Source organism: Enterocloster sp. OA13 (assembly GCF_022440595.1).
In the GTDB taxonomy this organism is placed as follows: Bacteria; Bacillota; Clostridia; order Lachnospirales; family Lachnospiraceae; genus Enterocloster; species Enterocloster hominis.
Genome location: NZ_JAKNTF010000001.1, coordinates 1,662,083 through 1,674,506 on the forward strand (window position 1 = coordinate 1,662,083; position 12,424 = coordinate 1,674,506).

Genomic DNA, 12,424 nt, shown 5'->3' on the forward strand with positions numbered 1-12,424 from the left:
ATGGGAGGGCAGGAAGGATGGAGGACAATAAGCTTTTGCTGATACATCCGGATGACAATGTGGCCATAGCGCTGACCAGGCTGAAAGGCGCCGGGGTTTACCGGGCAGGGAACATGCAGGTCAGGATTACAGAGGATATAGAAGCGGCGCACAAAGTTGCTTTAAAACGGATTGAAAAAGGAGGGCAGGTCATCAAGTACGGTCTGCCCATAGGAAAGGCAGCCAGGGAGATACAGCCGGGGGAACATGTCCATATACACAATGTGGTTACAAATCTGGATGGCCTGATTGATTATGAGTACAGGCCGCTCCCCAATGTCTGGTCCGCCTTTTGTCCGCAGGAAGAGGCCTGGTTTGACGGTTACCTGAGGGAAGACGGAAGGGCCGGTACAAGAAATGAAATCTGGATCATACCCACAGTCGGGTGCGTGAACCGCACGGTTCGCATCCTTGCCCGGAAGGCGGAAGAACGGTATGGGGGCATGGTGGACGGAATACAGGCCCTGACACATAATGCGGGGTGCAGCCAGCTGGGGGAGGATATGCTGATTACCCAGAAGCTGTTAAAGGGCCTGATTTGCCATCCGAACGCAGGGGCAGTCCTGGTGGTCAGCCTGGGCTGTGAGAATAACTGCCTGGAGTATTTTAAACCCGTATTAGGTGAAGTGGATCCTGACAGGGTAAAGTTCCTGGTGACCCAGGATTGCGGTGACGAATATGCTGAGGGAATGAGGCTTTTGGATGAGTTGGCCGGATATGCCGCTGGATTCAGACGTCAGAGACTCAGTGCGTCCCTTTTACAGATTGGCTTAAAATGTGGCAGCTCCGACGCATTTTCAGGGGTGTCGGCCAATCCGCTCTGCGGGAGGATTACTGACAGGCTGGTACGGTGTGGAGGCAAGGCCATACTGACGGAAGTATCGGAGATGTTTGGGGCGGAGGCCCGTCTGATGGAACGGGCGGAGGACAAGGAAGTATTCCAGGAAATAGTGGGCCTTATAAACAATTTCAAAGAATACTTCATGCGTTACGGACAGCCCATAGACAGGAACCCATGTCCGGGTAATATACGCAGCGGGATATCCACGGATGAGGATAAGTCCCTGGGTAATATCCAAAAGGGAGGGTCTGCACCTGTGGTGGATGTGCTGTACTATGGTGACCAGGTATGCAGGGCAGGGCTGAGCCTTCTGACCGGAAGCGGGAATGACGCGGTTTCCGTTACCAACCTCACGGCCAGCGGTGCAAATCTGGTGTTGTTTACCACCGGAAACGGCAATCCCTTTGGCGCGGTGGTGCCGACCATTAAAATATCCTCAAACACGGCGCTTTCGCATAAAAAGCCGGATTGGATTGATTTCAATGGGGGACAGGTGTTGGACGGACTTGGATTGGAAGAGACCGCAGAGGAGCTGTTTGGCTTTATGCTGGAAGTGGCCAGCGGTAATCGGCAGACAAAAAATGAGCAATATGGATATCAGGAGATATCTATTTTCAGGGATGGGGTAACCCTGTAAAAGCAGGACATAAATTGATTGGAGGAATAGATTGATATGAAATTCAGCGCAACCGTTACATTACAATATGATACTATATTTTCATCCTTCTCCCATGAGGATTACCTGAAAGGGCTGGATTGGATGCAGCAGAGCCGCCTGGACGGCGCAGAGCTGTGTATCAGCAGCTATTCGGATATTGACCTGGGGAAGGTGAAGGCAGAACTGGATGAGAGGGGGTTGGGCTGTTCCACCCTTTCCACAGGCCAGGCCAGGGGGCTTGAGGGCCTTTCCCTGATCGGGGTTCCCGCGGATATCACGAAGAAGACCCAGGAACGGTTCATGCAGCACATTGACGCGGCTAAGATCCTGGGCAGCAAGGTTACCATAGGGCTGATGCGGGGGCTGGGGTCACTGGAAACCATGGATAAGGATCTGGGGGATTTAAGCGAGGCCATGAAGCCGCTTATTTCATATGCAGACCAGAAGGGGGTCACCCTCTGCCTGGAGGCAATTAACCGCTATGAAACAGCCCTCCTTAATTCGGCAGAAGCCACCATGGATTTTATTGTGAATGACCTTGGCAATCCAGATTGTGTAGGCATCCTATGGGATCTGTTCCACGCCAATATTGAGGATATCGGATTTAAGCGAAGCATTGATATTATGGGAAATAAGCTGCAGCATGTGCACCTGGCTGATTCCAACCGGATGTTCCCGGGCTATGGACATACTGATTTTGCAGCCATATTGAAGGCAGTTAAGGATTCCGGATATTCCCAGTACTGTTCCTTTGAGTGCCTGAACCAGCCTTCTGCGGATATCATATTGAAGGATACGGCGGCCTGGGTACAGTCCATGAGGGAGCTGTAAAGGCAGGGAGGTTAAGATGGATGTATTGGAACGGATTTTAGAGAAGAAGATAATTGCCATCATACGTGGCCTTAAACTGGAGGAGACACTTAAGACAGCGGATGCGGCAGCGGCAGGCGGCCTGAGTCTTGTGGAAGTTCCATTTGACCAGAGACAACCCCTGGCATATACCACAGATAAAATAAAGGCGGTTGCTGACAGATACCCGGATGGCCGGGTGCTGGTTGGGGCCGGGACCGTACTCACCATCCAGCAGGTACAGGCGGCTAAGGCGGCAGGCGCAGGATATATCATCACCCCCACTTCCCGTGAGGATGTGATAAAAGAGACAAAGGCCCTGGGAATGGTGGCAATGCCGGGAGCCATGACACCCAGTGAAATCGAACAGTGTTACAGGTGGGGAGCCGATATTGTAAAAGTTTTCCCCTCCGATAATCTGGGTGCCGGTTATATCAAGGCACTGCAGGGACCATTGTCATACATACCCATGGCAGCGGTGGGAGGTGTGGACCTGGATAATATACTTGACTTTTTTGATGCCGGTGTATGCGCTGTGGGAATCGGCGGGAATATAGTGAACCGGAAGATGATAGAAACAGGGGATTACAAGGGAATTGAAAACCTTGCCGCGGAATATACAGCAAAAATCAGATAAAAGGACAGAAAACCATATGTATATTGTTTATTATGACTCAGGAACAACCAATACCCGGGCTTATCTGATAAAAGATGGTATGATTACAGCGCGGCTGGAGCGGCAGATCGGCGCAAGGAATTCCGCTCTTATGCAGGATAATTCAGTGTTGGTCAGGGAACTGCGGAACATGCTTGATGTCCTGATGGAGGATTCCCATATACATAATGAAGATATTGCCCACATATATCTGTCCGGAATGATTTCCTGCCCGTCGGGGCTGGTGGAAATTGAGCATCTCCCTGTTCCGGTGGATTGGAAAAAACTGCGGGATTCAATTGTCTGTTATGAGGAGGAACGGTTCTTTAAAAGAACGCTTGAAATCATCCCTGGTATCAAAACCGTTCCTTATAATGCACAGGTCATTCCGGAAACCGCGGACAGGGTCAACATGATGCGCGGGGAAGAAATTGAGGTATTTGGGGTACTGCGTGGGAATCATGACCTGGAACAGGGAACAGCTGTCCTGATACTGCCAGGAAGCCATACCCAGGCCGTACTGCTGGAGGATGGATGTATAAAGGATATATCTTCCAATATCACAGGTGAATTATTCAAGGCGGTTGTCTGCGAGACTATTTTGGGGGCAAGTATTACCGGGGAAGAGGAATGGGAGATAGATGAAGGGATGGTATGTCTGGGGGCTTTCAATGCGCATCTCCATGGATTCAACCGGGCATTGTATATCCTTCGCATTTTAGATCTGTTCACAGAAGCTTCCCTGAACCAGAGACGCTCTTACCTGGAAGGCGTATTGAATACAGGGGTAATGGATGCGGTAACGGAAGCCTTTGGCTTTAAAGAAATCAGGAATCATAGGGGACAGGATGGCAGACCTGTAATCAGGCTGGCAGTTGCCGGGGACAGGATTCAGCAAAAGATATACCATGGACTTTGCCTGAAGGAATATCCCGGATTCAATATGATTCCGGTCAGCCCGGTTAGGGATATGCCGTTCTCTGTCAGTGGGCTTCTACGCATTGCGGGAATCGGGGACACGAATTAAATCAGTAAATCTCAGAAGTATCATATTGGAAAGGGCGATATGGAATAAGCCTGGCAATTAACGCGTCTGAATGCGTATTGCCAGGCTTATTCCATCGGTATATCTTAACGTTTTTTCTTCTTTTTCTGGAAAGCCGGGGAGTCAAAGGACCTGTCATCGGGCAGCACCTTGCGGCTTGTGGCCTCCACCAGATCGTCATAACATGCAAATATCTTATCCACATGTGCAGGCTCCATCCCCGGGGTGAGTAGCGACACGATTGGGACAATGATGAGTCCGGCTACCATGGCAAATGCACCTGCGTTGATGGGGGATTCAATATAATGAAGGAACATATTGGATACCGTGATACCCACACCGGCTGCAAAGCTGGCCCACACAGCGGCCGGGGTCACCTTTTTCCAGTACAGGCCGTACAGGAATGGCGCCAGGAATGCGCCGGCCAGCGCGCCCCAGGAAATCCCCATAAGCTGTGCGATGAAATCAGGCGGGTCCAGTGCCAGGACAACGCTGCTGATGATGAAGACCACAATCAGGGCCTGCATCAGGATGAGCTGGGTCCTGTCCTTCATGTCCTTTACCAGGTTTCCTTTGATGAAATCCAGGGTGAGGGTGGAGCTGGAGGTGAGTACCAGGGAGGACAGGGTGGACATGGAGGCGGACAGCACCAGCATTACCACAATGCCAATAAGGATATCTGGCAGGCCGGAAAGCATGGCCGGGATGATGGTGTCGTAGGCAATGCCCCCATTACCGTTGTAGATGGCCGGACCGTCAAAGAGACGGCCGAATCCTCCCAGGAAATAGCTTCCCCCGGATATGACGATGGCGAATATGGTGGAAATGACCGTGCCGGTCGCAATTGCCTTTTCACTGCGTATGGTATAGAACTTGTGGATCATCTGCGGCAGTCCCCAGGTGCCCAGGGAAGTCAGGATGACGACACCCAGAAGGTTCATGGGGTCAGGCCCGAAAAAGGAGGTATAGGCGCCGGGCTGTCCCATTGTGAGAGGCACCTCGCTTGGAATCCTGGCCAGATTGCCGACAGCGGCCGTAAACCCTCCCTGGCCGCTTAACACGCTGAGGATGACGGCAGTAATCCCGGCCAGCATGATGATACCCTGGATGAAGTCATTGATGGCAGTGGCCATATAGCCGCCCAGGATGACATACACGGCGGTCAGGACCGCCATGCCCAGCACACAGACGCCGTAGGGGATATCAAAGGCCATGCCGAAGAGGCGGGACAGGCCATTGTATACGGAAGCAGTATAGGGAATCAGGAACACGAAAATGATTACAGAGGCCACAATCTTAAGCCACCGGCTGTTAAAACGGCTTCCGAAAAATTCGGGCATGGTTGCGGAGGACAGGTGTTTACTCATGACCCGGGTGCGCCGTCCCAGTACGACCCATGCAAGAAGGCTTCCGATAAGGGCGTTGCCAATCCCAATCCATGTGGAGGCCAGGCCGTATTTCCATCCGAACTGTCCGGCATAACCGATGAAGACAACCGCGGAAAAATAGGATGTGCCGTAGGCAAAAGCGGTAAGCCATGGCCCAACCCCCCTGCCGCCAAGGACAAAATCATTGACATTGGTGGCATGACGCCTGGAATAGAACCCGACTCCAATCATAATGGAAAAGAAGATGATCAGCATCAGCAGTTTGATTGTCATTTTATTAACCTCCGGGAGTATTTTATTATTACTTTACTAATTAAAACTTCTGAACTTTAATGTATCAGAGCAAAGGCGGAAAGTCAAAGAGATTTTTGCTGTTTTCCATTCTTTGGTTGAAATGCACATATAAGGATGGGATGATTTGCACTTAAAACAGGTTTTTTTAGCCAAAGTGGGGGAAGGACGCTATAATTCGACAAAAAATATGCTTCAATGTGCTTGTGTATTAAAATAAATAATGGTATAAAAAGTTAAATATAAGTAAAAAATAATTTACATAACACAAATTACAAAAAAAGGAAAAGAAAGTATGTGTTTAAAAATTAATAATAATGTAACATAAATGTAAAAATAAAAAGGTCAAATTATACAATTATGTAATTAAAACCACTGGAAAAATATAACTAATATATAAAAATAATTACAAATATTTCAAATATAATAAAAAATGTAACAAAGATGTTAAATCTCCATTGACGGCAAAAGTTAAATCCCATATAATTAGCCATACATCCCGGAAAAACATGCACAAAGTGGGGATTGACCCACTGGAACAAAAACAAGAATTGGGCTCCGGCATGTTGAGATAGGGGAGTCCAGGAAAGAGGAGTATGTATGCTTACATTACATTCATTCCTTCAGTCGGTTGTCCTCTTTGTTAAATCACTTACAGTGAAAGTCACAAAGCAGATGTACCGATCCTCGTCAGTCCTGCTGACCGGCATGATGGTTGTTGCCATCATTGCATTTTCAGCCGAAGGGTTTGGCGGCGGGGGCAAGAATGCCCTGGCAGCGCCCATTGCGGATGAAAGTCAGGAGGAGGTACAGACAGAGGAACCTGAGGGAAGCGGTCTGGTTACGGAAGCAAAAGTACAATTCGGACTTTTAGATACTGACAGCGAAGGCCAACAACTGGCTGGTGCGCTGTTAGAAGCAAATGTCCGTGAAAAGCAGAGACAGCAGGCAGCTGCACAGACCCAGATTGAGACACTTCAGAAACAGATATTAAAAGAGAAACAGGAAGAGGAAGCAAGGAAGAAAGCTGAGGAAGAGCGCAGGGCATCCAGAAGGATCCGCTATACGGATGAGGATTACCAGGTCCTTTTACGTATTGTCCAGGCAGAGGCAGGCATCTGTGATAAGAGAGGCAAGATACTTGTGGCGGATGTGATCATTAACCGTGTATTGTCAAAGGAATTCCCAAACAGTGTAAAGGCAGTTGTATACGAGCCATCCCAGTTTCAGCCCGTTTCCAACGGCGCCATTAACTCTGTGAAGGTCACGGCCGAGACAATCGAGTGCGTGGACCGCGCCCTGGATGGAGAGGATTATTCCAACGGTGCGCTGTATTTCATGAACCGGAGAGGTTCCGGCAGCGCGGCGGCCTGGTTTGACAGGCACCTTACCTATCTTTTTGCCCATGACGGCCATGAATTCTTCCGATAGTGGAGGGACAGGGACCGGATAAAAAAATGATTGAGTTTCCCATGGCTTTAGGTGTATACTTGTAATGGAAAATAATCACACAAAGGAGAATGGGATATGATATTTGATGAGAAAAAAAATCTTGATTTTTACAGAAGCCTGGGCGTGGACGGCAGGTATGCAAAAGCAGTGGATTTCCTGCAGAATACGGACCTGAGCGCATTGGAGCCGGGCAAGTATGAGATTGACGGCAAGAATGTTTATGCCAATGTAACGGCTTATACCACCATTCCATGGGAAGAGGCAAAGTATGAGGCACATGAGCATTATACGGATATCCAGTATGTGATTGAGGGAAGTGAGGTCATGACCTATGCACCTGTCCATGAGATGACGGTGAAGACCCCATATAATCCTGACAAGGATGTTGTGTTTTTTGAGAATACCACCCCAGGGCTTCAGATTGTGACAAAGGCTGACCAGTACCTGATCTTCAATCCATGGGATGCCCATAAGCCAAAGGCAGCTGACAAGGAGCCGGCGCCAATTAAGAAAGTGATTGTGAAAATCAAGGAAGATTAATCCGTTTCAGCGGACCCGGCGCCACGGGGGATTGTACCCGGCGGTACCGGCCATGCCCGGCAGTGTGAAAGCTGCCGGGCTTTTATGATTGCCAGGCATTGGCCCGGGTTAATATTTCCCTGTGGACCATCCTGTAAAACAGGGGTTGTTACAGGCGGGTTTCTGGCGTATACTCTATAGAAAGAACACATGACTTTCATGGGCGGAGGTAACCATATGCAGCTCACCTATCTACATATACGCAATTTCAAATCCATCCGCGACCTGGAAATCCGCGATATTGACAGGGCGCTGATCCTGGTTGGGAAAAACAACACAGGGAAAACATCGGTGCTGGACGCGGTATGTGCTGTGTGCGGCTGCTATGAAATCCAGGAAGAGGACTTTAATGAGAAACGGCAGGCCATCCGCATTGACGCTGCGTTCCGCATTGAGGAGGAAGACCTCAGGCTGTTCCACCGCAGGGGGCTTGTGAGCCAGTACCGGCGTTTTGATGTGTGGAGGCGCGTGTTTGGGGAACGGCTTCCCTCCTTTAAGGATGGAGGGCTGTCCTTCACGTTCCACGTGAACCTGGACGGCAGGGTGCGCTATGAGGATCCCTACAGGAAGAATAACCCATACATTCCCATGGTATTGCCCCATATTTACCGGATTACGGCGGACCGGGAATTAAGGCAGCTGCAGAACGACCTGCTGATGTTCCAGGAGGATGAGGAATTAAGCCGTCTGCGGTCCGGAAGATGTATCTTTGAGGCATCTAAAACATGCAACCACTGTTTCCAGTGTATCGGCCTGATTAATAAGAAAAAGCCGGAGGAGCTGACTGCCTTTGAGACGGCCCGCCTGCTGGAACATAAGATCTACCAGCTGAACCTCAGCGGCTTCTCCCGGAAGGTGAATGAGAATTTCTTCAAGAACGGAGGCTATGAGGAAATTCAGTACACTTTAAACTGTGACATAGACCAGATGTTTTCCGTTGAGGTGACGGCCCACAACCGGCAGCGGGGCAGTGTGAAGCCGGTGGAACTTATGGGCAAGGGCATGAGGAGCATCTACATGCTTTCCCTCCTGGAAACCTATATCAGCGAACAGAGCCGCATTCCCAGCATCATCGTGGTGGAGGACCCTGAGATTTTCCTGCATCCCCAGCTCCAGAAGTCCTGCAGCGAGATATTATACCGTCTGTCAAAGAAAAACCAGGTCATCTTTAAGACACACAGCCCGGACCTGCTGTTTAATTTCAGCATCCGCCAGATACGCCAGGTGGTGCTGGACGGGGAGAGGTATTCCGTTATCCGGGAAAGGACAGACCTGGGCCAGATACTGGATGACCTTGGGTACGGGGCCAATGACCTGTTAAATGTAAGCTTTGTGTTCATCGTGGAAGGAAAGCAGGACAAAAGCCGCCTGCCCTTGCTTCTGGAAAAGTATTATTCCGAGATATACGATGATAAGGGCAACCTGACCAGGATATCCATCATCACAACCAACAGCTGTACCAACATCAAGACATATGCCAATTTAAAGTATATGAACCAGGTCTATCTGCGGGACCAGTTCCTGATGATACGGGATGGGGACGGCAAGGATCCGGAAGAACTTGCATCCCAGCTGTGCAGGTATTATGATGAGCGGAGTCTGGAGGATGCGGACCGCCTGCCCAAGGTCACAAGGCGTAACGTGCTCATATTAAAATATTATTCCTTTGAGAATTACTTCTTCAATCCGTCCATTATGGCAAAGCTGGGCATTGTGGATAGCGAGGACGCATTCTATGACACGCTCTATGATAAGTGGCATGAATACCTCTACCGTATCCGCAGCGGCCAGCAGCTTATGGAGGTCATGGGACGGGATTTCACTTCGCCGGAAGACATGAAGGCACATATGGAAGAAATCCTCACCTATATGAGGGGCCACAATCTCTATGACCTGTTCTACGGCCCTTTCCGCGACAGGGAGCAGGAGATATTGAAAGCATATATTGATATGGCCCCAAGGGAGGAGTTTAAGGATATACTGGATGCAATTGACCGGTTTGTGTATTTTGACAGCAGGAAGAAGGGGTGAGGACACGGCCCGGCGGGCATGGGGTGGATGCGGGGATATATCCGGGAAGCGGGCCGGGGCGGGTGGCGGCCTGGATACATGGCGGCTTGGATACATGGTCTAGGAGGGAGCAGCTTTAAAGGTTCTGATAACCTTAAGAAGCTGCTCCCTCCTTTTTATCCTATATTTAATTGGCCGGTTACACGGAATATGCCTCTTCGGCTGTGTCGGCTTCTGCATTTTTGCCTTTGCCCAGGACACAGGTGAAGACGAAGGTGCCGAGGCAGACAGCCGCGAATATGATTCCTGCCGGGTATGCAAAGGATGTGGGGAGCTGGAAGCCTTCCTTGGCAATCAGGATGTATGTACAGGATACGGCTGACATGAAGGTTGCGGGAAGGGCCGTAAGCCAGTAAAAGCGTTTTTTGCGGAACAGGTATACGCTTGCGGACCACAGTGCAATCATGGCCAGGGTCTGGTTGCTCCAGGAGAAGTATCTCCAGATTATCTGCACATCAATCTGGGTCAGTACGGAACCGACTGCCAGCAGGGGAACTGTGAGCATCAGACGGTTCTTGATGGGCTTCTGGTCAAACTTGAACCAGTCTGCCAGAGTGAGCCTTGCGCTTCTGTATGCGGTATCGGCGGAAGAGATGGGACATGCGATAACGCCGATCATGGCGATTACTGCGCCGACAGGCCCTAAAAGGGTGAAGCAGATTTCGTATACAACGCTGGACTGTCCGTTGCCAAGGGCTGTCAGAAGTCCGCCTGTGCCGTTATAGAATGCAACGCCTGCAGCTGCCCAGATAAGGGCAATGATGCCTTCTGCCACCATGGCTCCGTAGAACACCCTGCGGCCGTCCTTTTCATTGGTAAGGCAGCGGGCCATGAGCGGGGACTGGGTTGCGTGGAATCCGGATATTGCGCCGCAGGCAACGGAGATGAACATGGTTGGCCAGATGGGCGTATTGGCCGGATGCAGGTTTTCCAGTGTGATTTCAGGTATATGGTATCCGCCTAACAGGATGGCTCCGCCGACTCCAAGGGCCATGATAATCAGGCATATACCAAAGAACGGGTAAACCTTGCCGATTAATTTGTCAATGGGGACAAAGGTGGCGATGAAGTAGTAAATCAGTACAACGGCCAGCCAGAACCTGGTATCCAGGACATTGGGTGTGAGCATGGCCAGAAGATTGGCTGGTCCGGTGGAGAAGCTGACGCCTACCAGGACCAGGAGCACAACGGAGAACACACGCATGACCTGTTTCATGGCACTTCCGAGATATGTCCCGGTAAGCTCGGAAACACTGGCCCCTTTGTGGCGCATGGACATCATGCCCACCATGTAATCGTGGACACCGCCGCCCAGTAAGGTTCCGAAGGTAATCCACAGGAATACGCTGGGTCCCCAGCACGCGCCTGCCAGCGCGCCGAAGATGGGTCCGAGGCCGGCGATGTTGAGCAGCTGGATTAAGAAGATACGCGGAGTGCCCATTGGGACGTAATCACTTCCATCCGTCATGGTAAGCGCAGGCGTCTTCCTGTCGTCAGGGCCAAAAACCTTTTCCGCAATCTTGCTGTACACTGTGAATCCCCCGATTAATAGTGCCAGACATACAAAGAAACTAATCATAAACCTACCTCCTGTTTTGTATTAATGAATTCATCTGTATGCACTTATTGTACTAAAAAGCCGTTAAAAAGAAAGACTTTTTGTGTAAAATGCATTACTGGATGCACAAACGGTAGGAAAATGTTCATTAACAGGCACTGGAATCCACGGCTGACGGGGTGTGATTTTCAAACGCACCCTGGGCGCAGGATAGGGCGGCTGGCAGGAAATCATATGCCCAACAGCTGGCGCAGGCTTTTTACCTTCTCCCTTCCAACGGGCAGGATTTCTTTTTCAAAGCCCTGCATCTTTACAGCCAGGCTGTTGTTGGCCCAGGGAAACATTTCCGTGATATATCCCAGGTTTACAAGGTAACTTTTGTGGATGCGGAAAAAACCGTGGGGCGCCAGCCGTTTTTCATATTCCCCCAGCAGCTGGTTTTCCGTATAGTCCCTGGTGGCGGTATGGATGATGCAGCTTCTGCCGGAGGTCTCAATGTAGACAATCTGTGGTATGTCCAGCATTACGATGGTACGGTTCACATTGATTGCCATCCTGGCGGAGGGCGGGACAGGGGCTGCAGGCTGGCTGGCGGATGGTCCGGGTCCGGGTACAGGTGCAGGGCTGGCTTTGGACTGGTTTAAATCGTGGCAGCATTTTTCCAGTACCCTGCGGACACGGTCCGGGTCAAAGGGTTTTAATATGTAATTGTTGACACCCAGTTCAAAGGCCTTGACCGCGTACTGGGAGTAGGCGGTGGCAAACACAATCTGGGCGTCCGGCAGGATACGTCTGGCCGCAGCGGCCAGGGTGGTTCCTTCCATATCATTGAGATTGATATCCACGAACAGCAGGTCAAAAGGCTGGCTGCTGATAAGCTCCAGGGCATTGGAACCGCTGTCAGCCTCCTCGATATGGCTGTCCGGCATGGCAGACAGGATCTGGTGGATCAGTTCTTTCCTCGACGGCCTCTCGTCGTCAATCACAGCAATCTTCATT

The 12,424-nt window shown here is 50.4% G+C and carries 10 protein-coding genes; 7 read left to right on the forward strand and 3 right to left on the reverse strand.

The annotated features are described in order from the left end of the window. The first annotated feature begins 17 nt into the window (after window positions 1-17). From MCJ35_RS07325 to MCJ35_RS07340, 4 genes are read left to right on the forward strand one after another with little or no spacing between them, the layout of a single operon-like run. The gene (locus MCJ35_RS07325; RefSeq protein WP_025482227.1) at window positions 18-1,517 is read left to right on the forward strand and encodes a UxaA family hydrolase; all 1,500 of its coding nucleotides are present in this window, start codon (window positions 18-20) and stop codon (window positions 1,515-1,517) included. A 36-nt stretch (window positions 1,518-1,553) separates the two neighbouring features. Next, window positions 1,554-2,369 carry a sugar phosphate isomerase/epimerase family protein gene (locus MCJ35_RS07330; RefSeq protein WP_025482226.1) on the forward strand — a complete coding sequence of 272 codons (816 nt, stop codon included), beginning with the start codon at window positions 1,554-1,556 and terminating at the stop codon, window positions 2,367-2,369. Window positions 2,370-2,385: 16 nt separating this feature from the next. After that, window positions 2,386-3,024, forward strand: coding sequence for a bifunctional 4-hydroxy-2-oxoglutarate aldolase/2-dehydro-3-deoxy-phosphogluconate aldolase (locus tag MCJ35_RS07335; RefSeq protein WP_025482225.1), 639 nt, complete (start codon window positions 2,386-2,388; stop codon window positions 3,022-3,024). A gap of 16 nt (window positions 3,025-3,040) precedes the next feature. Continuing rightward, window positions 3,041-4,069 carry a 2-dehydro-3-deoxygalactonokinase gene (locus tag MCJ35_RS07340; protein ID WP_025482224.1) on the forward strand — a complete coding sequence of 343 codons (1,029 nt, stop codon included), beginning with the start codon at window positions 3,041-3,043 and terminating at the stop codon, window positions 4,067-4,069. A 104-nt stretch (window positions 4,070-4,173) separates the two neighbouring features. Here the strand turns inward: MCJ35_RS07340 and MCJ35_RS07345 are convergent, their stop codons facing one another. Further along, on the reverse strand, window positions 4,174-5,748 hold the full coding sequence (locus tag MCJ35_RS07345; RefSeq protein ID WP_025482223.1) for a sodium:solute symporter family transporter: 1,575 nt from the start codon (window positions 5,746-5,748) through the stop codon (window positions 4,174-4,176). Window positions 5,749-6,366: 618 nt separating this feature from the next. Between MCJ35_RS07345 and MCJ35_RS07350 the strand changes: the two genes are divergently transcribed. The 3 genes from MCJ35_RS07350 (at window position 6,367) to MCJ35_RS07360 (ending at window position 9,828) form a co-directional block, all read left to right on the forward strand. After that, complete coding sequence (locus MCJ35_RS07350) at window positions 6,367-7,197, forward strand: cell wall hydrolase (RefSeq protein WP_025482222.1); 831 nt, start codon at window positions 6,367-6,369, stop codon at window positions 7,195-7,197. Window positions 7,198-7,293: 96 nt separating this feature from the next. Continuing rightward, window positions 7,294-7,758 (forward strand): NanQ anomerase/TabA/YiaL family protein, encoded by a 465-nt coding sequence (locus MCJ35_RS07355; protein ID WP_025482221.1) that lies wholly within the window; start codon window positions 7,294-7,296, stop codon window positions 7,756-7,758. Window positions 7,759-7,974: 216 nt separating this feature from the next. After that, a complete protein-coding gene (locus MCJ35_RS07360; RefSeq protein WP_025482220.1) occupies window positions 7,975-9,828 on the forward strand; it encodes an ATP-dependent nuclease in 1,854 nt (617 codons plus the stop codon). A gap of 178 nt (window positions 9,829-10,006) precedes the next feature. On the opposite strand, the gene MCJ35_RS07365 is transcribed toward MCJ35_RS07360, so the two are convergent. Both MCJ35_RS07365 and MCJ35_RS07370 read right to left on the reverse strand, forming a co-directional pair. Continuing rightward, window positions 10,007-11,446 (reverse strand): carbon starvation CstA family protein, encoded by a 1,440-nt coding sequence (locus tag MCJ35_RS07365; protein ID WP_025482219.1) that lies wholly within the window; start codon window positions 11,444-11,446, stop codon window positions 10,007-10,009. 209 nt (window positions 11,447-11,655) lie between these two features. Beyond that, on the reverse strand, window positions 11,656-12,423 hold the full coding sequence (locus tag MCJ35_RS07370; RefSeq protein WP_025482218.1) for a LytR/AlgR family response regulator transcription factor: 768 nt from the start codon (window positions 12,421-12,423) through the stop codon (window positions 11,656-11,658). Window position 12,424 lies beyond the last annotated feature (1 nt).